23 protein-coding genes are annotated in these 23,826 nt (G+C 74.6%); 13 read left to right on the top strand and 10 right to left on the bottom strand.

Going from position 1 to position 23,826, the window contains the following annotated elements:
* Positions 1–7: 7 nt before the first annotated feature.
* Positions 8–1,183 carry a trans-sulfuration enzyme family protein gene (locus tag CGE01nite_RS03585; RefSeq protein WP_229747399.1) on the bottom strand — a complete coding sequence of 392 codons (1,176 nt, stop codon included), beginning with the start codon at positions 1,181–1,183 and terminating at the stop codon, positions 8–10.
* A 35-nt stretch (positions 1,184–1,218) separates the two neighbouring features.
* Here CGE01nite_RS03585 and CGE01nite_RS03580 point away from each other — a divergent pair, with 35 nt between their 5' ends.
* Positions 1,219–2,427, top strand: a complete 1,209-nt coding sequence (locus tag CGE01nite_RS03580) for a D-alanine--D-alanine ligase family protein (RefSeq protein ID WP_082156413.1) — start codon at positions 1,219–1,221, stop codon at positions 2,425–2,427.
* A 30-nt stretch (positions 2,428–2,457) separates the two neighbouring features.
* Here the strand turns inward: CGE01nite_RS03580 and CGE01nite_RS03575 are convergent, their stop codons facing one another.
* A complete protein-coding gene (locus CGE01nite_RS03575) occupies positions 2,458–2,943 on the bottom strand; it encodes a DUF3515 family protein (RefSeq protein WP_048343478.1) in 486 nt (161 codons plus the stop codon).
* A gap of 55 nt (positions 2,944–2,998) precedes the next feature.
* Between CGE01nite_RS03575 and CGE01nite_RS03570 the strand changes: the two genes are divergently transcribed.
* Positions 2,999–3,997 (top strand): thiamine-phosphate kinase, encoded by a 999-nt coding sequence (locus CGE01nite_RS03570; RefSeq protein WP_141369035.1) that lies wholly within the window; start codon positions 2,999–3,001, stop codon positions 3,995–3,997.
* A gap of 19 nt (positions 3,998–4,016) precedes the next feature.
* On the opposite strand, the gene CGE01nite_RS03565 is transcribed toward CGE01nite_RS03570, so the two are convergent.
* Positions 4,017–4,541 carry a GNAT family N-acetyltransferase gene (locus tag CGE01nite_RS03565; RefSeq protein ID WP_048343479.1) on the bottom strand — a complete coding sequence of 175 codons (525 nt, stop codon included), beginning with the start codon at positions 4,539–4,541 and terminating at the stop codon, positions 4,017–4,019.
* A gap of 95 nt (positions 4,542–4,636) precedes the next feature.
* Positions 4,637–4,828 (bottom strand): 50S ribosomal protein L28, encoded by a 192-nt coding sequence (gene rpmB, locus CGE01nite_RS03560; protein ID WP_048343462.1) that lies wholly within the window; start codon positions 4,826–4,828, stop codon positions 4,637–4,639.
* 273 nt (positions 4,829–5,101) lie between these two features.
* Here rpmB and CGE01nite_RS03555 point away from each other — a divergent pair, with 273 nt between their 5' ends.
* The 10 genes from CGE01nite_RS03555 (at position 5,102) to mutM (ending at position 14,007) form a co-directional block, all read left to right on the top strand.
* On the top strand, positions 5,102–6,661 hold the full coding sequence (locus CGE01nite_RS03555) for a DAK2 domain-containing protein (protein WP_170210885.1): 1,560 nt from the start codon (positions 5,102–5,104) through the stop codon (positions 6,659–6,661).
* Positions 6,662–6,680: 19 nt separating this feature from the next.
* Complete coding sequence (locus tag CGE01nite_RS03550; RefSeq protein ID WP_053071693.1) at positions 6,681–8,912, top strand: ATP-dependent DNA helicase RecG; 2,232 nt, start codon at positions 6,681–6,683, stop codon at positions 8,910–8,912.
* A 120-nt stretch (positions 8,913–9,032) separates the two neighbouring features.
* Positions 9,033–9,623 (top strand): 16S rRNA (guanine(966)-N(2))-methyltransferase RsmD, encoded by a 591-nt coding sequence (gene rsmD / locus CGE01nite_RS03545; RefSeq protein WP_048343463.1) that lies wholly within the window; start codon positions 9,033–9,035, stop codon positions 9,621–9,623.
* A 130-nt stretch (positions 9,624–9,753) separates the two neighbouring features.
* The gene (locus CGE01nite_RS03540; RefSeq protein WP_229747400.1) at positions 9,754–10,242 is read left to right on the top strand and encodes a GNAT family N-acetyltransferase; all 489 of its coding nucleotides are present in this window, start codon (positions 9,754–9,756) and stop codon (positions 10,240–10,242) included.
* Between the two features lie 10 nt (positions 10,243–10,252).
* On the top strand, positions 10,253–10,735 hold the full coding sequence (gene coaD / locus CGE01nite_RS03535) for a pantetheine-phosphate adenylyltransferase (protein ID WP_141369031.1): 483 nt from the start codon (positions 10,253–10,255) through the stop codon (positions 10,733–10,735).
* An 85-nt stretch (positions 10,736–10,820) separates the two neighbouring features.
* Entirely contained in the window at positions 10,821–11,303 is a 483-nt protein-coding gene (locus tag CGE01nite_RS03530; RefSeq protein ID WP_048343466.1) for a hypothetical protein, read from the top strand.
* Between the two features lie 184 nt (positions 11,304–11,487).
* Positions 11,488–12,066: a YceD family protein gene (locus tag CGE01nite_RS03525; protein WP_141369144.1), complete on the top strand. Its 579-nt coding sequence runs from the start codon at positions 11,488–11,490 to the stop codon at positions 12,064–12,066.
* A 2-nt stretch (positions 12,067–12,068) separates the two neighbouring features.
* A complete protein-coding gene (rpmF, locus tag CGE01nite_RS03520) occupies positions 12,069–12,266 on the top strand; it encodes a 50S ribosomal protein L32 (RefSeq protein WP_048343468.1) in 198 nt (65 codons plus the stop codon).
* Between the two features lie 37 nt (positions 12,267–12,303).
* Positions 12,304–13,056: a ribonuclease III gene (gene rnc / locus CGE01nite_RS03515; RefSeq protein WP_141369029.1), complete on the top strand. Its 753-nt coding sequence runs from the start codon at positions 12,304–12,306 to the stop codon at positions 13,054–13,056.
* A gap of 3 nt (positions 13,057–13,059) precedes the next feature.
* On the top strand, positions 13,060–14,007 hold the full coding sequence (gene mutM / locus CGE01nite_RS03510; protein WP_141369027.1) for a bifunctional DNA-formamidopyrimidine glycosylase/DNA-(apurinic or apyrimidinic site) lyase: 948 nt from the start codon (positions 13,060–13,062) through the stop codon (positions 14,005–14,007).
* Between the two features lie 22 nt (positions 14,008–14,029).
* Here mutM and CGE01nite_RS03505 read toward each other — a convergent pair whose 3' ends face one another.
* Positions 14,030–14,995, bottom strand: coding sequence for an NAD(P)-dependent oxidoreductase (locus CGE01nite_RS03505; RefSeq protein WP_141369025.1), 966 nt, complete (start codon positions 14,993–14,995; stop codon positions 14,030–14,032).
* Between the two features lie 67 nt (positions 14,996–15,062).
* Here CGE01nite_RS03505 and CGE01nite_RS03500 point away from each other — a divergent pair, with 67 nt between their 5' ends.
* Complete coding sequence (locus CGE01nite_RS03500) at positions 15,063–15,689, top strand: response regulator (protein ID WP_048343472.1); 627 nt, start codon at positions 15,063–15,065, stop codon at positions 15,687–15,689.
* Positions 15,690–15,692: 3 nt separating this feature from the next.
* On the opposite strand, the gene CGE01nite_RS03495 is transcribed toward CGE01nite_RS03500, so the two are convergent.
* The 5 genes from CGE01nite_RS03495 to CGE01nite_RS03475 are packed head-to-tail and all read right to left on the bottom strand — an operon-like array spanning position 15,693 to position 23,619.
* Positions 15,693–17,468: a GAF domain-containing sensor histidine kinase gene (locus CGE01nite_RS03495; RefSeq protein WP_141369023.1), complete on the bottom strand. Its 1,776-nt coding sequence runs from the start codon at positions 17,466–17,468 to the stop codon at positions 15,693–15,695.
* Positions 17,465–19,309, bottom strand: coding sequence for a thiol reductant ABC exporter subunit CydC (cydC, locus tag CGE01nite_RS03490; RefSeq protein WP_229747401.1), 1,845 nt, complete (start codon positions 19,307–19,309; stop codon positions 17,465–17,467). Before cydC ends, CGE01nite_RS03495 begins: the two co-directional genes overlap by 4 nt.
* The gene (gene cydD / locus CGE01nite_RS03485; RefSeq protein WP_141369021.1) at positions 19,306–20,985 is read right to left on the bottom strand and encodes a thiol reductant ABC exporter subunit CydD; all 1,680 of its coding nucleotides are present in this window, start codon (positions 20,983–20,985) and stop codon (positions 19,306–19,308) included. The genes cydC and cydD overlap by 4 nt, the downstream gene beginning before the upstream one ends.
* Entirely contained in the window at positions 20,982–22,070 is a 1,089-nt protein-coding gene (cydB, locus tag CGE01nite_RS03480; protein ID WP_141369019.1) for a cytochrome d ubiquinol oxidase subunit II, read from the bottom strand. Before cydB ends, cydD begins: the two co-directional genes overlap by 4 nt.
* Positions 22,071–22,092: 22 nt before the next feature.
* Positions 22,093–23,619 (bottom strand): cytochrome ubiquinol oxidase subunit I, encoded by a 1,527-nt coding sequence (locus CGE01nite_RS03475; protein ID WP_048341736.1) that lies wholly within the window; start codon positions 23,617–23,619, stop codon positions 22,093–22,095.
* Between the last annotated feature and the right edge of the window lie 207 nt (positions 23,620–23,826).

The following is a 23,826-nucleotide window of genomic DNA, read 5'->3' as shown; positions in this document are numbered from 1 at the left end:
AAGGACGTCACAGGGCGTCGAGCGCGTCCGCGAGGTCGCGCCACAGGTCCTCGACGTCCTCGATCCCGACGCTGAGGCGCAGCAGGTCCTCGGGCACCGTCGGCGACTCGGTGGCGAACCGCCGCCGGCGCTCGAGCGTCGACTCGACACCCCCCAGGCTCGTGGCCGGGACCCACAGGCGGACGGCCTCGACGAGCGCGTCGGCTGCGGCGGCACCGCCCGCGGGCCGCAGCCCGATGATCGAGCCGTACCCGTCCATGAGCCGGCTCGCGCGCGTGTGCCCGGGGTCGTCGGGCAGCCCCGGGTGGCGGACCGAGACGACCCGCGGGTGCGCCTCGAGACGGCGCGCGAGCTCGAGCGCGGACGCCTGCGCGCGCTCGACGCGCAGGGCCAGCGTGCGCAGGCCGCGCAGCGCGAGCCACACCTCGAACGGCCCCGCGATCGCGCCGTGCAGCGTGCGGTAGGCGTGCAGGCGTGCGTGCAGCGCGGAGTCGGCCGCGAGCGCCGCGCCCAGCACCACGTCGCTGTGCCCGGCGAGGTACTTGGTCACCGAGTGCACCACCACGTCGGCGCCGTGCTCGAACGGGCGCTGGACGAGGGGCGTGGCGAACGTGTTGTCGACGGCGACGAGCGTCCCGGCGTCGTGCGCACCCGCGACGAGCGCCGGCAGGTCGGCCACCTCGAGCATCGGGTTGGTCGGTGTCTCGACCCACAGCAGGTCCGCGGGCCCGTCGTCACCGCTGCCGCGCACGGCCGCGAGCACGGCGTCGGTGTCCGCGATGTCGACGAGCGTCACGCGCACGCCGCTGCGCTGCGTCAGGTCGGCCGCGTAGCCGAGCGTCACCTGGTAGCAGTGGCGGGGCAGGACGAGCCGACCGCCCGGCGGCACGAGGGAGAGCGCCGCGGCGATCGCGGCCATCCCGGACCCGAGCACGAGCGCGGGCTGCGGGCACCGCTCCAGCGCGCCGAGCGCCTCCTCGAACGCGTGCCAGGCCGGGGTGTCGTTCCTCGCGTACATCGGCTCGTCGGGCCCCGGCACGCCCTGCGACACGAAGGTCGAGGACAGGACGAGGGTCGGGTTGAGCGCCGCGCCCTGGGTGCGGTCCGGTCGCCCCGCGGAGACGACGAGCGTGGACGGGCTGACCGTGGGTGGGCTCACCCGGGACGGGTTCGGCGAGGTCACGGCGCCAGCGTACGCGGCGGGTAGGGTCGTCCCCGATGAACGCCGTGCCGACTCCTGCCTCAGCCGACCTCACCGGCCCGACCGCGACCCCCGACGCCGACCAGACCGCCGCGGACCCTGCCGTCGGGGACCCTGCTCGTCGTCCGCGGGTGATGGTCCTGTTCGGTGGACGCTCCGGGGAGCACGCGATCAGCTGTGCGACCGCCGGCGGCGTGCTGCGGGCGCTGGACCGCGACCGCTACGACGTGCTCGCGGTCGGCATCACGCGCGAGGGTCGCTGGGTGCTCGCGGACGACGACCCGGACCGCTGGACGATCGAGGACGGCCACCTGCCGCAGGTCGAGGACGCCGCCGCGCACGTGCTGCTGCCGCAGGACCCGACCGACCGCGCGGTGCGCGTACTCGGCGCGGACAGCCTCGCGCAGGCGGTCGGCGAGGTCGACGTCGTCTTCCCGCTGCTGCACGGGCCGTTCGGCGAGGACGGCACGTTGCAGGGCATGCTCGAGCTCGCCGACGTGCGGTACGTCGGCGACGGGGTGCTCGCCTCGGCGGTGGGCATGGACAAGCACATGATGAAGCTCGTCTTCGCGGGGCAGGGGCTGCCCGTGGGCCCGTTCGTCGTGCTGCTGCCCGGTGCCTACGAGCGCGACCCGCAGGGCCAGACGGAGCGCATCGCGGCGCTCGGGCTGCCCGTGTTCGTCAAGCCCGCACGTGCGGGCTCGAGCCTGGGCATCTCGCGCGTGGACGACCTGGCGGACCTGCCCGCCGCGATCGCGCACGCACGTGAGCACGACCCCAAGGTCGTCGTCGAGGCGGGCATCGAGGGCCGCGAGATCGAGTGCGGCGTGCTCGGCGGGCACCACGGTGAGCGGGCGCGCGCGTCGCTGCCCGGCGAGATCGTCGTGGACCACGGCAAGCACGCGTTCTACGACTTCGAGGCCAAGTACCTCGACGAGGCCGCGGTGCGGCTCGCCTGCCCGGCCGACCTGCCCGACGAGGTCACGGCACGCGTCCGGGAGATCGCCGTGCAGGCGTTCGAGGCGCTCGGCTGCGAGGGTCTCGCGCGCGTCGACGTGTTCGTCACGCCGGACGACGAGGTCGTCGTCAACGAGATCAACACCATGCCTGGCTTCACGCCGTTCTCGATGTACCCGCGCATGTGGGAGGCGTCGGGCGTGAGCTACCCCGAGCTCGTCGACGACCTCGTGCGCCTCGCGCTGGAGCGGCCCACCGGCCTGCGCTGAGCCGTCCGCCCTGGCTGCGGTCCGCAGCGGCTACAGGCACCCGCGCTCGCGCTCGGTGAGCGCCACGGCGGCGCCGAGCCGGTCGAGGAACGACGTCGGGTGCGTGCGGGCGATCTCCGCGGGGACGAGCACCTCGACCGCGGGGACGCGTCCGTAGGTCGTGAACGTCCAGTCGCTGCTGTCCTCGTGGTCGGGCTCGGACGCCACGATCACCCAGTCGACCGAGGTGCCGTCGGCGGCCTCGACGCTCTGGCAGCGGTCGGTGGTGGGCTCGAGCGGCGTCACGCCGCAGCGCAGCACGACGGCCGCCGACCCGTCGCTCCACGCCGTGGTCGCCTGCGCGTTGGTGTCCTGCCGGGTCAGGCCGTCCGCGAGCTCCTCGGGCGTCGCGAGCACGACCTGTGCGCACACCGGGTCGGTCGCGAACGGCCCCGGGGAGGTCGCGACGACGGACGAGCAGCCGGCGAGGGCGGCCGGCAGCAGGACGAGGACGACGAGGCGACGCGGGGCAGGCACATCCACCACCGTAACGAGTTGTCGACGACGTCCCGGACGGCGTTAGCGTGACGTCGTGCATGTCGCCGACCTGACCGAGGAGCAGCTGCTCGCGCTGATCGTCCCGGAGCTGCCCCTCGGGTCGTCGACCCTGCTCGGGCCCGGGGACGACGCCGCGATCGTGGCCGCGCCCGACGGCCGCTTCGTCGTGACCACCGACGTGCTGGTCGAGGACCGCCACTTCCGCCGCGCGTGGTCCTCGGGTGAGGACGTGGGCCGACGCGCCGCCGTGCAGAACCTCGCGGACGTCGCTGCGATGGGGGCCGTCCCGACCAGCCTCGTCGTGACGCTCGCCGTTCCGGGCGAGCTCGACGTCGCGTGGGTCGTCGGGCTCGCGCGCGGTCTGGCCGCCGTGTGCGGGCCGCTCGGGGTGGGGGTCGTCGGCGGGGACCTGTCGGGCAGCCCGCTCGTCGTCGTGAGCGTCGCGGCGCATGGTGACCTGCAGGGCCGCCCGCCCGTGCTGAGGTCGGGCGCTCGCGTCGGTGACGTCGTCGCGCACGCCGGGGTGCTGGGCCGGTCCGCCGCCGGGCTCGCGCTCGTCGACCGCGCGGCGGCCGGGGGGACCGCCGGGCCGGGCGACGACGACGTGTCCCACGACGGTCTCGTCACGGCCTACCTGCGGCCGACATCACCGCTGCCTGCCGGCCCGGAGGCGGCTCGCGCGGGCGCCACCGCGATGCTCGACGTCTCCGACGGGCTGCTGCGGGACGCGGGCCGGATGGCGCGCGCGAGCGGTGTGCGGCTCGACCTGCACGCGGACGCGTTCGCGGCGGACGTGACGGAGCTGGCGAACGCAGCACTGGCCGTGGGCGCGGACCCGTGGGCGTGGGTGCTGGGCGGGGGAGAGGACCACGGCCTGCTCGCGACGTTCGGTCCCGATGCAGTGGTGCCGGCGTCGTTCCGGGTGATCGGCCGGGTCGAGTCCCGGGCCGCCGACGACCCCGCGGTGACGGTCGATGCCGTCGCCCCCGCGGTCGGACCCGGATGGGACCACTTCGCGGGACGGCCGGACTGAGCGCGGCCCGCAGGAGGGCTCAGCCGCGGCGGTAGCGGACCTCGAGCAGCTCCTCGCCGCCGACGTCCTCGTAGCGCTCCACGCCGTCGGGCTGGAAGCCGTGGCGGCGGTAGAAGTGCCGTGCGCGCTCGTTGGCGGCCAGCACCCAGAGGCTCATGGGTGTGTTCTCGCCGGACTCGCCGATGACGGTGCGCATGAGCTCGCGGGCCACGCCGTGGCCCCAGGTCGAGGGCTCGAGGTAGATCGAGTACACCTCGAGCTCGCCGCGGGCCGCGTCCTCGTCGCGGCTCGGGCCGACCGAGGCGAACCCCAGCAGCCGCGGGCCGTCCTGCGCGATCCAGGTCCGCACGCCGTCGGCAGGCCCGTGCTCGAGGTGCCGGGCCCAGCGCACCGCGCGCTCGGCGGGGTCGAGCGAGGCGAGGTAGCGCTCGGAGACGATCCCCGCGTACGCCTCTTGCCACGAGCGCACGTGCACCGCGGCGATCGAGTTCGCGTCCGCGGGACCCGCGGTGCGGATCGTCAGCTCGTCGATCTGCTCGGCCATGGAGTCACCCTGCCACATGGGCACGACGACGCAAGGCCCGTGAGGACAATTCCTCACGGGCCTTGCGTCGATGTGCTGAAAGGTGCGACGCGAGCTCAGACGGCGCGCTGGACCTTGCCGGCCTTGAGGCACGAGGTGCACACGTTGAGACGCTTCGGGGTCCCCGCCACGACAGCGCGGACGCGCTGGATGTTCGGGTTCCAACGACGCTTCGTGCGGACGTGCGAATGCGAGACGCTGTGCCCGAAGCTCGGGCGCTTGGCGCAGACGTCGCAGGTGGCGGCCACGGTCTTCTCCTGTTGCTCTGGTCGAACATGAACAGCCGCGAGTACCGCGGCGAAGTCTGGTGGACGGACCCTGAGCCCCTAAGGGCAAGCATTCGGTCCACTCCGGGCGCGCCCGATCCCGTCGGGCAACCGGTCAAGACTAGCCCATGGCGGACGGGCGCCCCAAATGTGGGCGACGTGCGGCAGGGTGAGATGCGCCGCACGGGTCAGCCGCGCTGTGCCGCGGGCGCCGACGTGCACGACGACGAGACGACGAGACAGGGAGGTGCGCGCGTGACGTTGGAGGTCGACCAGGTCCTCGCCTGGGTCCACGGCGCGCGCACCGGGCTCGCCGACGCGCGCGGACGCATCGACGCGGTGAACGTCTTCCCCGTGGCCGATGCCGACACGGGCACCAACGCGTGGCTGACGATCGAGGGCGGTGCGCGCGCGGTCGACGACCTCGGCGCGGCCGAGCGCACGGCCGCCGAGGTCCTGGCGGTGTTCGCGCGCGGCGCGATGCTAGCCGCGCGCGGGAACTCGGGCGTGATCCTCAGCCAGTGGCTCGCGGGGTTCGTCCGGCGTACGACCGCAGCCGCGGCCGACGAGCCCGCGGGCGCCGTTCTCGCGCAGGCCCTGCGAGCGGCGGCACGCGCGGCGCGGCACGCGCTCGCCGAGCCTCAGGACGGCACCGTGCTGACCCTCGCCGACGAGGTCGCCGACGCGGCCGTGCTGGGCGCGGACTCGGGCGCCACGGCCCCGGCGGTGCTCGCGCAGGCCGCGACCGCCGGGCACCAGTCGCTCGCCCGGATCAGTGCGACGCACCCCGTCCTGCGTCGGGCGCACGTGCCGGACGCGGGCGCCTGCGCGCTGCTCGTCGTCGTCGACGCGCTCGTCCTCGCGGTGACGGGCGGCGCCCCGCGCAGCCCTGCCGAGTGGCTCCCCGAGCGTGGGAGTGCGCACGAGGCGCAGCCCGGCGAGTGCGGCACGGAGCACGCGGCGGCGGGTGGTGCGTTCGAGGTCATGCTCGTCGTGCGGGGTCTCGACCAGGGGGGTGGGGAGTCGTCAGCGCCCGACCTGGCCGACGGGCTGCGCTCGGTGCTCGGCGAGGTCGGCGACTCGGTCGCGGTCGTGGGCGCGGACGGCTGGTGGCACGCCCACGTGCACACCGACGACCCGGCCGCGGCGATCGCTGCGTGCGCGGTGGGCCGGCGTGAACAGGTCGTCGTGCGGCGGCTCGACGTGGTCGACCTCGGTGTCGTGGCAGGACCCGGACGGGGGTGGGGGCTCGTCGTCGTGACCGGGTCGCCCGCGCTCGCCTCCTGGTACGCGACCGCCGGTGCCGTCGTCGTCGTGCGGTGCCCCGAGGAGCCGGTGACGGCGGCCCACGTGCGCCGCGCGGTCGAGGACGCGGGCTGCCCGGACGTGCTCGTCGTGCCGGGAGGGGTGGTGTCGGGTCACGAGCTCGAGTCGTTGCTGGCGCTGGACGGCGTCGAGGTCCTGGGCGCGCACGACGAGGCGCGCGCGGCGGTCGCGACCCTCGCGTTCGTGACGAGCGACAGTGCCGCCCCGGTGCACGCCGCGGCGCTCGCCACCGGCCGTGTCCGGGTCGCGGAGCTCGCACCCCGGGACGCTGGCGCGGCGCTCGACGAGACGGTCGCCCGGCTCGTCGTGGCGCCCCCGTCCGACGACCGCGCGACCGGCACGCGGCCCGAGAGCCTGACGGTCGTCGTGCCCGGAGCGCTCGAGGACGCGCTCGCTGCCGACATCGAGGCCGCGGCCGCGGCGCACGGGCTGGAGCCGACGATCCTGAGCGACGCCACGGCCGACGCCGTGCTCGTCGCGGTGGACTGAGAGCACGAGGAGGGCACAGGTGTACGCGGACGGGGTCGTGCGCTCGAGTGCGCTGGACCGGCCGATCGGCTCGGTCGCAGCCCGCACCGGGCCGAAGTTCGAGGCGCTCGGCGTGCGCACGGCTGGTGACCTGCTGCGCTACTACCCGCGCCGGTACGCCGACCCGAGCCGGCTGACCGACATCGCCGGGCTCGAGATCGACGAGAAGGCGTCGGTCGTCGCCGAGGTGCGCTCGTCCTCCGGCGTGCTGCGCTCGCGGTCGTCGGGCAAGCTGCGCGTCGAGGCGCAGGTGACCGACGGCAGGTCGGTGCTGCACCTCGCGTTCTTCGCGCAGCGCGAGGGCATGGCCAAGAAGTTCGAGCGCGACCTGCGGCCGGGTCGACGCGGCCTGTTCACGGGGAAGGTCGGCTGGTTCAACGGCCGCGCCCAGCTCGCGAACCCCGCGGTCGTGTGGTTCGACGCCGACGACGAGGACGGCGTGGTCGAGCACGCGGAGCGACCGCTGCCCGTCTACCCGGCGAGCGGCCAGCTCGACAGCGAGAAGATCGCCGCGACCGTCCAGGTGGTGCTCGGCCCGCTGCGCGAGGGCGACGTGCCGGACCCGGTACCCGCTCAGGTGCGGGCCGCGCGCGACCTCGGCGAGCTGCTCCCTGCGCTGCGACGGCTGCACCGGCCGGAGACCGAGCAGGACTGGGTCCAGGCGCAGCGCCGGCAGCGCTACGAGGAAGCGTTCGTCCTGCAGGCCGAGCTCGCGCGGCGACGTGCCCGCGCGGCCGCGCAGCCCGCCGTCGCCCGGCCCCGAGTGGCCGGTGGCCTGCTCGACGCGTTCGACCAGCGGCTCCCGTTCGAGCTCACGACCGGCCAGCGTGAGGTCGGCGCGCAGATCGCCGACGAGATCGCCCAGCCCGTGCCGATGCAGCGGCTGCTGCAGGGTGAGGTCGGCTCGGGCAAGACCGTGGTGGCGCTGCGCGCGATGCTGCAGGTCGTGGACGCCGGGGGGCAGGCGGCGCTGCTCGCGCCCACCGAGGTGCTCGCGGCGCAGCACGCCCGCTCGCTGCGTGCGTTGCTCGGCGACCTCGCCGAGGGCGGCATGCTCGGCGGCGCGGACCAGGGCACGCGCGTCGCGCTGCTGACCGGCTCGGTGACCGGTGCCGCGCGACGCCAGGCGCTGCTGGACGCGGCCTCGGGCGCCGCCGGCATCGTCGTCGGGACCCACGCGCTGCTCGAGAAGACCGTGCAGTTCGCCGAGCTCGGGCTCGTCGTGGTCGACGAGCAGCACCGGTTCGGCGTCGAGCAGCGCGACCGGCTGCGGGCCAAGGCCTCCGCCCAGCCGCACCTGCTGGCGATGACCGCGACGCCGATCCCGCGCACGGTCGCGATGACCGTGTTCGGCGACCTCGAGACCTCGGTGCTCAGCGAGCTGCCCGCGGGCCGGTCGCCGATCACGTCGTTCGTCGTGCCGGCGGACCGGCCTGCGTGGCTCGCGCGGACCTGGAGCCGCGTGCGCGAGGAGGTCGACAAGGGCGGCCGTGCGTACGTCGTGTGCCCGCGGATCACGGGCGACGACGCCGACGGCGCCGACCTCGTCGCCGACGAGCCCGCGACGCTCGGCGAGGCGGGGACGGCGCCGCGGCGGCCCCCGAGCGCGGTCCTCGAGGTCGTCGAGGAGCTGCGCGCGCTGCCCGAGCTCGCGGGGCTCGAGATCGGCGTGCTGCACGGCCGGCTCGCGGCCGAGGACAAGGACCGCGCGCTCGCACAGTTCGCCTCGGGTGCGGTGCCCGTGCTCGTCTCGACGACGGTCGTCGAGGTCGGCGTGGACGTCCCCGAGGCGACCGCGATGGTGATCCTCGACGCCGACCTGTTCGGCGTCTCCCAGCTCCACCAGCTGCGGGGCCGCGTCGGCCGCGGCACCGCGCCGGGCGTGTGCCTGCTCGTCTCGGGCGCCCGGGAGGGCAGCCCCGGGCACCAGCGGCTCACGACCGTCGCCGAGACGCTCGACGGGTTCGCGCTCGCGGCGTTCGACCTCGAGCAACGGCGCGAGGGTGACGTGCTCGGCGCGTCGCAGTCCGGGGTGGCCTCGTCGCTGCGGCTGCTGCGCGTGACGCGCGACGCCGACCTGATCGAGCAGGCGCGCGCCGACGCGCGTGCGGTGGTCGAGCAGGACCCCGAGCTCGAGTCGCACCCCGCGCTGCGGGACGCGATCGACGTGCTGCTCGCGGGCGAGCGCGAGGAGTTCCTTGACCGTGCCTGAGGTGACGTCCGCCTGCTGCGGGCACCGCGACGTGACGCCCGGGCCGGTCGTGGGTGAGGCTGTGCGCACACCGCCCGCCCGTCCGGGCGCGGCGGGTGCGAGCCGGGACGGGAGGACGGCGTGACGAGGATCGTCGCGGGCAGCGTCGGGGGGCGCGTGCTGCAGGTGCCGCGTGCCGGCACGCGTCCGACGAGCGAGCGCGTGCGCGAGGCGCTCTTCTCGCGGCTCGAGCACCTCGACGTCATCGCCGGGGCGCGCGTCCTGGACCTCTACGCGGGCTCGGGTGCGCTCGGGCTCGAGGCCGTGAGCCGGGGCGCCGCCGCGGTCACGCTCGTCGAGGTCGCCCGCCAGGCTGCGGACGTGTGCCGGCGCAACGTCGTGACCCTCGGCGTGGGGGACCGGGTCGCCGTCGCCGCCGAGAGAGCGGAGCGCTTCGTCGAGCGACCCCCGCTCGCGCCGTGGGACCTCGTGCTGATCGACCCGCCGTACGACCTGCCCGAGGCCGACCTCGGGACGGTGCTGCGCGGGCTCGTCGGGACCCTCGGACACGGCGCGGTGGTCGTCGTCGAACGCTCGGGCCGTGCGCCCGAGCCCGACTGGCCCGACGGGTTGAGCCGCTTCGACGCGCGCTCCTACGGCGAGACCGCGGTGTGGTTCGCGGAGCCGGACGAGGCTGACGCCGTACGGGACGAGGAGAGGGAGCACGGATGACGCAGGAGCCCACGGCGCGCTCGGCGCGCGCCGACGACGTCCCGGCGATCCGGACCGTCATGGCCCGGGCGTTCCACGACGACGCGCTGGTCCGCTGGGCGCTGCCCGACGAGGCGACGCGGGACGAGGTGTGCGCGCGTGGTTCGGCGCGCTCGTCGACCGCTACGTCGCGGTCGGGCAGGTCGAGGTGGTCGAGGTGGACGGCTCGGTCGCGGCAGTGGCTGCGTGGCGCCCGCCGGACGTCCCGGACGACCACCCGGTCCTGGCGACCCTGCCGTCGGTGCCCGGCGTCGTCTCCGCCGTCGTCGGCCCCGAGCGAGCCGCCCATGTGTTCGCCACGCTCGGTCGCACGTCGGCGCTCGCGCCCGCCGAGACCGCGACGTACCTGCACCTGCTCGCGGTCCGCCCCGATCAGCAGGGCCGCGGTCTGGGCACGCTGCTGGCGACGCGCGGGCTCGCGGCGTCCGACCGCCGGGGCATCACCGCCTGGCTGTGCACGGCCGAGCAGCGCAACGTGGTGCTCTACGAGCGACTCGGGTTCGTCGGCGTGGGCGACGTGCTGCTCGACGACGCTGCGACGCTGCGCGTGATGCACCGGGCCCCGCGGGCCGCTGGCTAGGCTGACGCACGTGAGCCTCGCTGTCTGCCCCGGGTCGTTCGACCCGTTGACCCTGGGCCACGTCGACGTCGTGCGGCGCGCTCGGTCGATGTTCGACGAGGTCGTCGTGGGCATCGCACGCAACTCCGCGAAGTCCCCGCTGCTCGCGGCCGAGCACCGGGTCGCACTCGCGCGCGAGGCGTTCGCGGCCGACCCCGGGGTGCGGGTCGAGGTGGTGCCCGGACTGCTGGCGGACTTCGTGCGCGAGGTCGGCGCCGTGGCCGTCGTCAAGGGTCTGCGCGGGGGAGCGGACTTCGACGGCGAGCTGCCCATGGCGCTCATGAACCGTCACCTGACCGGCGTCGAGACCGTGTTCGTGGTGGGTGACCCCGCGCTCGCGCACATCGCGTCGTCCCTGGTCAAGGACGTGGCGCGGTTCGCCGGACCGATCGACGACCTCGTGCCGCCCGGGGTGGCGGACGCGGTGCGTGCGGCGTGGGCGGCGCGCGCGTGAGGCGCACGCACGGGCCCGGGGTGCGAGGCTGGGGGTTGCGCACCCGGGCGGCGGACGGCCGCCCAGGCGTCGGGAGGAGGAAGTCGTGAGCGAGGCCGAGGAGCGCACGGAAGGCCTGACGGGCGTGCTCGACGCGATCGAGGAGGCCGTGGTCGCGGCGCGGAACATGCCGATGTCGTCGTCGGTCCTGGTCAGCCGTGCCGAGCTGCTCGACCTCGTCGCGCAGGCGCGCGAGGTGCTGCCGGACCAGCTGACGCGTGCCGACCAGGTCCTCGCGGACGCGGACGCCGCGCGGACCGCGGCGCAGGAGGACGCCGACAGGATCCTCGAGCGGGCGCGCACGGACGCGGCCGACCTGGTCGCGCGGGAGACGGTCGTGACCGCGGCGCAGGAGCGTGCCGTCGAGATCGTCGCGGACGCCCAGCGCACCGCCGACGAGCTGCGCCGCGACGCGGACGACTACTGCGACCGACGCCTCGCGGACTTCGAGATCGACCTCGGCAAGGTGCTCGCGCAGGTCCAGGCGGGCCGGGCGAAGCTCGCCGGACGCCTCTCGACGGACGCCTGAGGGCGGCCCAGCCGACCGGGCGGTGCTCGGGGGCGCGGGTCGACCGCGGGAAGCGGCCGGACGTGGCCTCGGTCACGTCGGCGCGATTTGGGGGGCGTTCGCCCCGACCTGTAGAGTTGCGCGTTGGTCCTGCCGGTCGGCGGACCGAGATCTGCAGAAGCAGCAAGACGACGAGGGGACGGCCGTGCACCGCCCAGTTCACCTCGATCCCCGCTCGCCCTTCGTGCTCGACACCCACGAGCTCGGTCGACGTGCGGGATCGACGCGGATTGTGCAGCGCACCGTCTCCGCTCCTGCTGATCTCGGTACCGACGTGATCGGCATCCCCGAAGGGGCGGACGTCGAGCTGGATCTGCGGCTCGAGGCCGTCATGGAGGGGGTCCTGGTCACCGGATCCGTCCGTGGCCGGGCGATCGGGGAGTGCGTGCGCTGCCTGGGCGAGGTCGTCGAGGATGTCGACGTCACGCTCGCGGAGCTCTACGTCTACCCCGAGCGCCAGGCTGCTGCGACGGAGGCGGGCGACGAGGACGAGGACGTGCGTGAGCTCCAGGGCGACCTGATCGACCTGGAGACCGCGCTGCGGGACGCGGTGGTGCCGGCTCTGCCGTTCCAGCCGTTGTGCCGCGAGGACTGCCCGGGTCTGTGCTCCGAGTGCGGAGCGCCCCTGGCGGACGACCCTGACCATTCGCATGAGACGCTTGACCCTCGCTGGGCCGCCCTGGGCGGACTGGCGAGCCAGGACGACGAGACGAAAGAGAGCTAGCCGTGGCGGTTCCGAAGCGCAAGATGTCGCGCAGCAACACCCGTGCGCGTCGGTCGCAGTGGAAGACCACTGCCACGACGATCACCGCGTGCCCGACCTGCAAGGCCGACAAGAAGCCCCACACGGCGTGCCCGTCGTGCGGTGCCTACAACGGCCGGCAGTACGCCGAGGCGCTGCGCAGCGAGCACGACGCCCGCTGACGCGGGTGCGTGCAGTCGTGACGTCCAGGAGCTCGGCATGAACGCCGGCAAGGACGGCTCGGCCACTGAACTTCTCGAGAAGCTCGGGGTCCACCTGGACCCCGAGCTTCTCGTGCTGGCCCTGACCCATCGGTCGTTCGCGCACGAGGCCGGTGGCATCCCCACCAACGAGCGCCTGGAGTTCCTGGGCGACACCGTCCTGGGCCTCGTGGTGACCGAGTCGCTCTACCGGTCGCGTCCCGACGAGAGCGAGGGATCGCTCGCGAAGATGCGTGCCGCGACGGTCTCGCAGCGCGGCCTCGCGGGCGTCGCCCGCGAGCTGGACCTCGGGCGGTACGTGCTGCTCGGCAAGGGTGAGCTCGCGACCGGCGGGCGGGACAAGGACTCGATCCTGTCCGACACGCTCGAGGCCGTGTTCGGCGCGATCTATCTCTCGCACGGGCTCGAGACCGCGCGCGCGGTCGTCGAGCGCCTCGTCGGACCGACGCTGGCGAACGCGGCCCACCTCGGCGCGGGGCTCGACTGGAAGACGTCGCTGCAGGAGCTGTCGGCGGGCCTGGGTCTGGGCGCTCCGCACTACGACGTGCAGGGCGAGGGCCCGGACCACGCGCGGACGTTCACCGCCCACGCGGTCGTGGGCGGCGAGGTGCGGGGCACCGGCGTGGGCCCGGCGAAGAAGCTCGCGGAGCAGCAGGCGGCCGAGGCCGCGTACCTGGCCCTGCAGCGCGTCGCAGCCGACCTCCAGGGCGCCGACGTCGAGGGCGCGGGCCTCGCCACCTCCGCGGGCTGAGCCGTGCCGGAGCTCCCCGAGGTCGAGACCGTCCGAGACGGGCTCGAGCGGCACGTGGTGGGTCGTCGTGTGCTCGGCGTCGACGTGCGTCGCGAGTACAGCGTGCGACGGCACCTGGGTGGTCCCGCGGACCTCGCCGGACGCCTGCACGGCCGCACGCTCGCCGCGGCGGTGCGCCGGGGCAAATTCCTGTGGGTCCCGCTCGCGCGGCCCGAGGGCGAGAGCGACGACGCGATGCTGGTCCACCTCGGGATGAGCGGTCAGCTGCTCGTCCGCTCGGCCGAGGCGGTCGCGGCGGACGGGGCGGGGCACCCGCACCTGCGCGTGCGCCTGCTCCTCGACGACGGCGGGGCTCTCGACTTCGTCGACCAGCGGACGTTCGGCCATGTCAGCGTGCAGGACCTGGTCCCCACCGCCGACGGCGCACCCGGGGGCCGCGGCTCGTCGTCGCCGACCGTGCCCGAGCCGGTCGCGCACATCGCGCGCGACCTGCTCGACCCGGTGCTCGACCGCCCGGCGCTCGTGCGCGCGATCCGCTCCCGGCGCACGGGCATCAAGCGCGCGCTGCTCGACCAGGGCCTCGTCTCGGGCATCGGGAACATCTACGCCGACGAGGCGCTGTGGCGCGCTCAGGTGCACTTCGCACGTCCGACCGCGGCCCTGCGACCGGCCGACGTCTCGCGCGTGCTGGACGCGGCGGCCGAGGTCATGAGCGAGGCGCTGGTCCAGGGCGGGACGAGCTTCGACGCGCTGTACGTCAACGTCAACGGCGCGTCGGGGTACTTCGACCGCAGCCTCGCGGTCTACGGGCAGGAGGGCCGCCCGTGCCCGCGGTGCGGCACCCCGATCAGGCGGGTGGAGTTCATGAACCGCAGCGCGGCGTTCTGCCCGCGGTGCCAGCCGCCTCCGCGCGCGCCCCGCGACCCCCAGCGCCGCACGAAGCGCGGCTGAGCCAGGCCCGGGCCCGGCCCGGTCAGCGCCTCGGGGCGCTGGCGCCCGTGCGCGGCACGACGTTGGGCGGATCCTGGCCCGCGTCGTACGCGCGCAGGGCGGCCGTGAGGAACGTGCCCGCGTGCTGCGGCCGCCCGCCGGCGGCGTGCGGGCTCACGAGGATCCGCGGTTCGCCCCACAGCGGGCTGGACGCAGGCAGTGGCTCGCGCTCGAACACATCGAGCGCGGCGCCCGCGAGACGTCGCGTGCGCACCGCGTCGAGCAGCGCGGTCTCGTCGAGCGTGCTGCCCCGGCCGACGTTCACGACGAACGCCCGCTGCGGGAGCTGAGCCAGCACGGGCGCACCGATCGCGTGCCGCGTCTGCGGGGTCGCGGGCAGGATGCCGATCAGCACGTCCGCGGACGGCAGGACGGTGCCCAGCTCGTCGGGCGTGACGACGGGGAACCCGTGCCGCTCGCCCGCGCTCGTCGCGACGCCGGTGACGCTCGCACCGAGTGCGACGAGCAGCGGGGCGAGCCGCGCGGCGATCGAGCCGAAGCCCCACACGACGACGTGCGCGCCGGCCAGCGTGCGCACCTGCGTGTCGTGCACCGGCTGGACGCCGCCGAGCTCGCCCGCCCAGCGGCGCTCGTCCTGGGCGCGCACGAGGTCCGGCAGGCGACGCGCGCACGCCAGCACGAGCGCGAGGGCGTGCTCGGTCACGGGGCCGTCGTGCAGCCCTCGCCCCGAGGTCACCAGCACGCCGGGGTCGAACCCGGCGTCGTCGATCGCGTCGGTGCCGGCCGCGAGGCACGCGACCCAGCGCAGGTCGCCGAGGCGCTCGGCGGCGTCCGCGAGCGCGGCGCGGCGGTTGCCCCACACGACGAGGACCTCGGCGTCCTGACCCTCGGTCGGCAGCGGCAGGGCCGGGTCGTACGGGAGCGAACGCCACCCCGCAGGCAGGTCGACACGCTCGTCGAGCGTGGTGGGCAACAGGATCGTCCTCATGCCTGGATACGATGCCACCGTGCCGAACCTTGATGCCGCCCCCGGGAAGCAGGGACCTATCACGGTCATGATCGTCGACGACCACGAGGTCGTCCGACGAGGGATCGCCGAGGTCGTCGAGCGGACCGAGGGGATGACCGTCGTCGCCGAGGCCGGATCCGTGGCCGACGGTGTGCGTCGTGCGACGCTCGTCCACCCCCAGGTGATGCTCGTCGACCTGCAGCTCCCCGACGGGACGGGGATCGACCTCATGAAGCAGGTGCGCGAGGCACACCCTGCCGCTCGGGCGATCGTCCTGACGTCGTTCGACGACGACGACGCACTGGCCGCCGCGCTCGAGGCCGGCGCCGCCGCATACCTGCTGAAGTCCGTGCGCGGTGCCGAGATCACCGACGTGATCCGTAGCGTCGCCGCGGGCCGTACGCTCCTCGACGAGCGCACGGTCACGCGCCGTCGGGCGGGTCAGGACGACCCGACCGAGAACCTCACGCCCAGCGAGCTGCGCGTGCTCGACCTCATCGGCGAGGGCCTGTCGAACCGCGAGATCGCCGAGCGCCTCGGGGTGGCGGAGAAGACCGTCAAGAACCACATCACGTCGCTGCTGGCGAAGATGGGCCTGCAGCGGCGCACGCAGGTGGCCGCGTGGGTCGCGTCGCGCAAGCACTCGAGCTGGCGGGCCGAGCCCGGGCACTGACGCTCAGTCGAGCGCGACCTGCCAGCTCAGGAGCGTGCCGCGGCCGGCGGGTGCGGCACCGATCGTGAACGTGCCGCCGTGCTGACGCGCGCGTGAGGCGAGGTTGCCGGTCCCGGAGCGGCGGTCCCGCTGGGCGGGCAGCCCGACGCCGTCGTCCTCGACCTCGACGCGCACCGAGCCGAGCGGCCCCTGGCCGCGCACGTCGACGCGCACGGTCACCGACTGCGCGTGCGCGTGCCGCGCGGCGTTCGCCAGTCCTTCGCGCACGACGGCCACGACGTCGTCGGTGAGCGCGAGGCCGACGCGCTCGTCGAGCCGGTCCTCGTCGAGACCGTCGTCGGACAGGGGAGCGCCGTCGAGGGTCACGACGAGCGACGGGGCGAAGCCCAGCCCGGTGCGGGCCAGCGAGGCCTCGCGGCGCAGTCGCTCGACGAGGCCGGTCGCGGCGTCGGGGTCACGCAGCGCGTGCACGATCGTGCGGATCTCCCGGACCGAGGAGTCCACGTTGTCGAGGGCCTCCTCGACGATCGAGGTGAGCTCGCTGGCCTCGACTCCGCGTGCGGCGCGTCGCCGGACGGTTTCGAGCTGCATGCCCGTGGCGAACAGCTGCTGGATCGCCATGTCGTGCAGGTCGCGCGCGATCCTCTCGCGCTCGTCGAGCAGCGCCGCGATGTCCTGGGCGTGCCGGGCCTCGGCGAGCACGAACGCGAGCGCGGCCTGCGCCGCGAACGACTCGGCCGTGGTGAGGTCGCTCTCCTCGAACGGCAGGCTCCCGACGCGCCGCAGCAGGATGAGCACGCCGACGCCGCGGCCCGAGGTCTGCAGCGGTGCGAACATCGCCGGTCCGAACGCGCGCATCTGCTCGACCTTGACGTTGCGCGACGCGGACAGCGACGGCGTCAGCAGCCCGTGGCCCTCGGTCATCACGGTCCACGCGCGCCCGTGCTCGGGCATCGCGACGCCGACGAGCTCGTCGGCGTTGTGACCGTCGGCGAGCTCGATGAACAGCCGCCCGCCCACGCCGGGCAGCGCGAGCGCGGCGGTGTCGGCGCCGGCGACGGCACGTGCGGTCGCGGCGATGTGCGCGAGCGCGTCCTCCTCGTCGACGCCCTCGAGCAGCATCGTCGTGATCTCCTGACCGGCGCGCAGCCAGTGCTCGCGGCGCGCGGACTCGGCGTAGAGCTGGGCGTTCTCGACCGCGACGCCGGTCGCGGCGGCGAGGGCGATCACGGTCTGCTCGTCGGACTCGGTGAAGCCGCCGGGCTTCTCCGAGAGGTAGAGCTGGCCGAACACGTGCTCGCCGACACGCACCGACGCCCCGAGGAACGAGCCCATCGGCGGGTGGTTCGAGGGCCAGCCCTGGAAGGCGGGGTGCTCGCGCAGGTCGTCGAGCCGCAGCGCGCCGACCGCGGGGATCTGGCCGAGCACGCCGCGCGCGTGGGGGGCGTGCTTCATCATGCGGGCGACCGCGGTGGGGATGCCGGTGTAGACGAACGTCGTCGACGTGCCGTTGCCGTCGAGCACGTTGATGGCGCCGTACCGCGCTCCCGTGAGCTCGGCGCTGACCTGCACGAAGCGGTTGAGCACCGCCGGCAGCTCGAGCTCGCTGGCGACGGCGAGGATCGCATCGAGCAGGTCGGTGAGCGCGTCGCCGGTCAGCGGGACGGGGTTCGCGTGCGAGTCGGACATCACACCGCCGGTGAACGGGGTGCCGGCCACGGGTACCAGCCCGTCGTCACCCGACCCGATCAGGTCGGTGACGCTGGTGTCGTCGCTCATGCGCGGTCCTCGGTCTCGTGCCACACGGCCTCACGGTAGTCGGCGTCACGCGCCAGGAGGTCCGCGTGGGTCCCGCGCGCCGCGACGTGACCGTCGGCGAGCCGCAGGACCTCGTCGACGACCTCGAGCCCCGTCAGGCGGTGCGTGACGACGAGCACGCCGCGGTCGGCCTGCGCGCGCAGCGTGCGCAGCACCGCGTCGGCGCCGGTGACGTCGAGGTGCTCGGTCGGCTCGTCGAGCAGGAGCAGCGGCGCGGGAGCGACGAGCGCGCGGGCGAGCAGCAGGCGGCGCCGCTCGCCGCCCGACAGCGTGCGGCCGTCAGGCCCCAGCACGGTCGCCAGACCGTCGGGCAGGCCCGCGACCCAGGGACCGAGCCCGGCCAGCTCGAGCGCGTCGCGCGCCTCGTCGTCCCTCACGTCGCCGCGTGCGACACGCAGGTTCTCCAGGACGCTCGTGCCGAAGACGTGCGCGTCCTCGGCCGTGAGCGCGACCGCGGTGCCGGGCGTCAGCCGCGGGTCCGTGTCGAGCGTCAACGAGCCGCCCTGCGGCGGCAGCAGGCCCGCGAGCGTGAGCAGGAGAGTGGTCTTGCCGGTGCCGCTCGGGCCGACGACGGCGACGACCCGGCCGGGGCGCAGGTCGAGGTCGAGGCCGGAGACGAGCGGCGGCCCACCGGGCCAGCCCACGACGAGCCCGCGCGCGGCGAGGTGCGGGGTGGGCCCGTCGTCCGCGGGGGAGCCGAGGAGAGCCGCAGAGGTGGGCGACGGCCCGGGTGCGACGGCAGGCGGCGCCGCGATGCCTGCAGGGTCCGCAGGGTCCGCGGCATCCGCGGCGTCGACGAGCGCGAGGATGCGCGCCGCCGCGGCACGTGAGCGGTGCACCTGCACGGCGGCCTGGGGGAGCACCGACGTCGCCTCGAAGGCCGCGAGCGGCGTGAGCACCACGACCGCGAGCAGCACGGGGTCCAGGCGCCCGTCGCCGACGGCCGGCACACCCGTGACCAGGGCGGCGAGCACGGCAAGGCCCGTCGCGAGCAGCCCGAGCCCCGCTGCGACGGCGGCGGCGCCTGCCCCTGCGTCGACGGCGCCCCGCGCCCGGCGGTCCGCGTCGCGCAGCGCGTCCAGGCGCGCGGGCACGCGGCCCGCGACGGTGAGCGGACCGGCGTCGTCGAGCAGACCGAGCGCCTCGGCGTTCACGTCCGCCCGCGCCTGGGCGCCCAGGCGCTCGGTTTTGCGAGCGGCGCGGCCGGCGAGCCACGGGGCGACCACCCCGGCGAGCAGCAGGCACGCGACGAGCGCGAGCCCCGCCGGCGGCCAGATGAGGATCATCGCGGCGCTGGTCGCGACGCCGAGCGTGGCCGCGACGGCCGCGGGCAGCAGACCGCGCACCACGAGGTCGCCGACGTCGTCGACGTCCGCCCCGACCCGTGCGAGCAGGTCGCCGCGGCGCACGCTGAGCACCGCCCCCGCGCGACCGTCCGCGAGCCTCTCGTACAGCGTGGTGCGCAGCCGCGTCATGCCGGACAGGGCGAGGTCGTGGGAGACCAGCCGCTCGACGTACCGCAGCACGCCGCGACCGATGCCGAACGCGCGCACCCCGACCGTGGCGACGGACAGCGTGAGCACCGGCGGCATCTGCGACGCACGTGCGATCAGCCACGCGGAGACCGCCGCCAGCGCGACCGCGCAGCCGAGCGCGAGCGTGCCGAGCGCGACCGCGAGGGCGAAGCGTCGGCGGTCGACCTCGAGCAGGGCGACGGCACGGCGCAGCGTCCCGCGCGGGGGGACCGCGACGTCGTCGGGGCGCGCGGTCTCGGGGCTCGCGGTCATGGCGGTCGTCGTCATCGCGTCACCGCCGCGAGGTGCGCGTCGTCCAGCGTGACCACGTCGTCCGCGCACGCGAGCAGGGCGGCGCGGTGCGCGACGAGCAGGACCGCGCGTCCCGCGTCGCGCAGCGCGGCCACCGTGCGCAGGACGGTGCGCTCGGCGACGTCGTCCAGGTGGGCGGTGGGCTCGTCGAGGACCACCAGCGGCGCCGAGCCCACGAGCGCGCGGGTCAGCGCGACGCGCTGCGCCTGGCCGACGGACAGCCCGTGACCGCCGCGACCGATGCGGGTCGACCAGCCGTCGGGGAGGTCGACGACGACCGCGTCCAGCCCGGTCACCTCCGCCGCGCGCCGGCGTTGCTCGTCGTCGCCGCCGACGACCTGTGCGAGCGTGCCGGGCTCGAGGACCGGCCGCTGGGGGAGCCAGGCGACCTGCCGCCAGAACGTCTCGAGGTCCACGGCGCCGGGCTCGTGCGCGGCGACCACGACGTCGTCGCCGACCCGCACGACGCCCTCGTCGGGCGTGAGGAGCCCCAGCAGCACCTCGACCGCGGTCGACTTGCCGGACCCGGGCGGCCCCGCGAGCGCGGTCACGCGGCCCGGGACGACCGCGAACGACAGGTCACGCGGCGTCTCGCCGCGCGCGGTGCGCACGCTCACGTGCTCGACGCGGACACCGACGCGGGGGAGGTCGGGTGCCGGCGCGGTGCCCGACCTGTCCGGGGCGGGCTCGTCGAGCACCGCGAACGCGGCCTCGGCGGCGGCGACGCCGTCCGTCGAGGCGTGGAACTGCGCACCCACCGCGCGCAGCGGGGCGAACACCTCGGGGGCGAGCACCAGCACCGCGAGGCCCGTCACGAGGTCGAGGTCGCCGTGCACGAGGCGCAGGCCGATACCCACCGCGACGAGCGCGACCGACAGCGTCGACAACAGCTCCAGCACCATGCCGGACAGGAACGCGATGCGCAGCGTGCCCATCGTCGCGCGCCGGTGCGCGTCGCCCAGGGCGTGCACGCGGGCACCCGGGCCGCGTTCGCGACCGAGCGCGCGCAGCGTCGGCAGACCCGCGATGAGGTCGAGCACCTGTGCGGACAGCCGCTGCATCGCGGCGAGCCCGAGTTCCGAGCGGCCCTGCGTGAGCACACCGACGAGCCACATGAAGATCGGCACGAGGGGCAGGACCGCCACGAGGATCACCGCCGAGACCCACTCGAGTTCGAGGACGACGAGCAGGGTCGCGGGTGTGACCGTCGCGGCGAGGACGAGCTGGGGCAGGTACCGCACGAAGTACGGCTCGAGGTCGTCGAGCCCGCGCGTCGCGAGCGTGACCAGCTCGGGGGCGCGCCCGTCGCCGAGCCGGCGCGGCCCGAGGGCGGTCGCGCGCGCCACCACCTGCTCGCGCAGCTCGGCGACGGCCCGGGCGGCGGCCCGGTGGGCGTACCGCTCCTGCACGACCGTCACGAGCACGCGCGCCGCCACGACGAGCGCGAACCAGCCGACGAGCGGCGCGACCGCGTCCCATGCCCGCGCGCCGAGGGCGACGCCGTCGCTCACGGCGCGCCCGAGGGCGTGCGCCAGCAGGAGTGCCTGGGCCACGACGAGCGCGGCGGTGACGATGCCGAGCGCGACGGTCAGGGCGACGTACCACCGCGCCGCGCGGGCGTGGCGCAGCAGGCGCGGGTCGAGGGGCTTCACGCCTCGATCGTGCCGGATCCCTCGCCCGACGAGCCGGCCGCGACGGCCGCGGGCTCGTCGCGGCGGAACGTCAGGCCGGTGTGCGCCGGGATGTGGTCGGTGGTCAGTCGCTTGCGGAACACCCAGTACGTCCAGCCCTGGTAGAGCAGCACGAGCGGCGTGAGGACCACGGCGACCCACGTCATGACCGTGAGCGTGTAGTCGGTCGACGACGCGTTGTCGACCGTGAGCGAGTTCGCCGGGTCGAACGCGGGCATCACGTCGGGGAACAGCGAGCCGAAGATCAGCACGACGGCGCCCACGATCGCGACGGCCGAGGCGACGAACGCCTGGCCCTCGCGTCGTGCCCGCGTCGCGAGCACCACGAGCACGAGCGCGACGGCGGCGACCGCCACGGCGGCCCACGTCCACGCGTTGTCGGAGTAGGCGAGCTGCGCCCAGATCGCCCACGCGCCGGCGACGACGAGCGTCACGACCGACGAGCGCGCCGCGAAGTCTCCCGCGCGACGGCGGATGTCGCCGTCGGACTTCAGCGCCAGGAAGATCGCGCCGTGCGTGAGGAAGATCAGCGTGGTGACCGCGCCGCCGAGCAGCGCGAACGGGTTGAGCAGCGCGAAGAACCCGCCCACGTACTGGTGGTCGGCGTCGAGCTCGACCCCGCGCACGATGTTCGCGAAGGCGACGCCCCACAGCACGGACGGCAGCCAGGAGCCGAAGATCAGCGCGCGGTCGGCCCAGGTGCGCCAGCGGTCGTCGTTGATCTTGCCGCGCCACTCGAACGCCACGACGCGCACGATGAGCGCGATGAGGATGAGGAACAGCGGCAGGTAGAACCCGCTGAACAGGGTCGCGTACCACTCGGGGAACGCCGCGAACATCGCGCCGCCCGCGGTGAGCAGCCACACCTCGTTGCCGTCCCAGACGGGGCCGATCGTGTTGATCATGACGCGCCGCTCGCGCTCCTTGTCGCCCTTCTTGGGCAGGAGGCCGAGCAGCATGCCGACACCGAAGTCGAACCCCTCGAGCACGAGGTAGCCGGTCCACAGGACCGCGATGAGGACGAACCAGACGGTCGTGAGCTCCATGGTGATGTCTCCGTCTCGCGGCTCAGTAGGCGAAGGACAGGGTCGAGTCGTCGTCGGAGCCGTCGCGCCCGGCGGCGGCGCGCGCCTCGGGGCTCGGGTCCTTCTCGCTGGCGGCGACGCCCTCGACCGCGTAGCGGTGCATGAGGCGGTACCAGAGCACCGCGAGCACGCCGTACAGGAGCGTGAAGCCGATCAGGGAGATCCAGATCGTCGTCGGGCTCGTGACGACCGAGACGCCCCGTGCGGTCAGCAGCCACACGCCGTCGACGCCCGAGGAGTTCGGGTTCGGGGCGACCACCCACGGCTGCCGGCCCATCTCGGTGAAGATCCAGCCGAACGACGAGGCCAGGAACGGCGTGGCGATCGCGGCGATGCCGAGCGTGCCGAACCACTTCTTGTCCGTGACCGAGCCCTTCTTGCGCAGCAGCCACAGGGCGGCGAGCGACAGGGCCGCCGCACCGGCGCCGAAGCCGATCATGAGGCGGAACGACCAGTAGGTGATCGCGAGGTTCGGATAGAAGCGCGTGTCGTCGTCGAACGTGGGGGCGACGCCGTTGGCCTCCTCCCAGTCGCGGATCCACTGCGCGTAGTAGTCCTGCAGCTCGTCGACGCCCCGGACACGGGAGTCGAAGTCGCCGGTCGCGAGGAACGAGGTCAGACCCGGGATCTCGATGAGGTGCTTGACGCCCGCGCAGTCGTTGGTGAGGTCGCCGATCGCCAGGATCGAGAACGATGCGCCGTCGGCCGACTCGCACAGGCCCTCGGCCGCCGCCATCTTCGCCGGCTGCTGGTCGAACATGAGCTTGGCCTGCGCGTCGCCGGAGACCGCGACGCCCGCGCCGCCGACGAGCATCGCGACCAGCCCGAGGATCACGGCCGGTCGGTACACGTCGCGCGCCGTGGCGGCGTCGCCCGCGCGGACCTTCTTGACCATCCACCACGCGGCGATGCCGGCGACGAACGTGCCCGCGGTCAGGAGTGCGGCGGTGATCGTGTGCGGGAATGCGGCGAGCACGGTCGGGTTCGTGAGCACGGCGCCGATGTCGTTCATCTCGGCGCGGCCGGTCTCGAAGTTGTACGTGATGCCCACGGGGTGCTGCATCCACGAGTTGGCCGCGAGGATGAAGAACGCCGACAGGTTCGTCGCGATCGCGACCGCCCAGATGCACGCGAGGTGGATCTTCTTGGGCAGCTTGTCCCAGCCGAAGATCCACAGCCCGAGGAACGTCGACTCGATGAAGAACGCGGCGAGCGCCTCCATGGCGAGCGGCGCCCCGAAGACGTCCCCGACGAAGCGGGAGTACTCGCTCCACGCCATGCCGAACTGGAACTCCTGCACGATGCCGGTGGCGACGCCGATCGCGAAGTTGATCAGCAGGAGCTTGCCGAAGAACTTGGTCAGGCGCAGCCAGCGCTCGTTGCCGGTGCGGTACCAGATCGTCTGCATGATCGCGACGAGCGGCGCCAGGCCGATCGTGAGCGGGACGAAGATGAAGTGGTAGACGGTCGTGATGCCGAACTGCCAGCGGGCCAGATCGAGGGCGTCCACGTGTTCTCCGTGCGGTGCGGGCGGCGAATGGGTGGGGGCGTGCGTCAGAGCGCAGGGAGTCCTGCAGGCGGTGATCCCACCCGAGGGGAACGCTAGGGCGGGCACCCGGGCCAGGCCGGGACGAAGGTCCCGGGTGCTGACGACTTGTCGTCATCCCCTCGCGCGTCGCGAGCACGCCGGTTCCGGCGCTCTGTGCGATACTGGCCG

The sequence above is a fragment of the Cellulomonas gelida genome (assembly GCF_006538725.1).
Taxonomy (GTDB): domain Bacteria; phylum Actinomycetota; class Actinomycetes; order Actinomycetales; family Cellulomonadaceae; genus Cellulomonas; species Cellulomonas gelida.
The sequence above is the reverse complement of the archived record's forward strand: the minus strand, read 5'-3'. Positions and strand labels throughout refer to the sequence as shown.

Coding starts and splice junctions, on each gene's coding strand:
- cydB (WP_141369019.1), bottom strand. CDS start 22,070: ATGGAGCTCACGACCGTCTGGTTCGTCCTCATCGCGGTCCTGTGGACC.
- CGE01nite_RS03505 (WP_141369025.1), bottom strand. CDS start 14,995: ATGAGGACGATCCTGTTGCCCACCACGCTCGACGAGCGTGTCGACCTG.
- CGE01nite_RS03565 (WP_048343479.1), bottom strand. CDS start 4,541: ATGGCCGAGCAGATCGACGAGCTGACGATCCGCACCGCGGGTCCCGCG.
- rnc (WP_141369029.1), top strand. CDS start 12,304: ATGAACGCCGGCAAGGACGGCTCGGCCACTGAACTTCTCGAGAAGCTC.
- CGE01nite_RS03580 (WP_082156413.1), top strand. CDS start 1,219: ATGAACGCCGTGCCGACTCCTGCCTCAGCCGACCTCACCGGCCCGACC.
- CGE01nite_RS03495 (WP_141369023.1), bottom strand. CDS start 17,468: ATGAGCGACGACACCAGCGTCACCGACCTGATCGGGTCGGGTGACGAC.
- cydC (WP_229747401.1), bottom strand. CDS start 19,309: ATGACGACGACCGCCATGACCGCGAGCCCCGAGACCGCGCGCCCCGAC.
- CGE01nite_RS03500 (WP_048343472.1), top strand. CDS start 15,063: ATGATCGTCGACGACCACGAGGTCGTCCGACGAGGGATCGCCGAGGTC.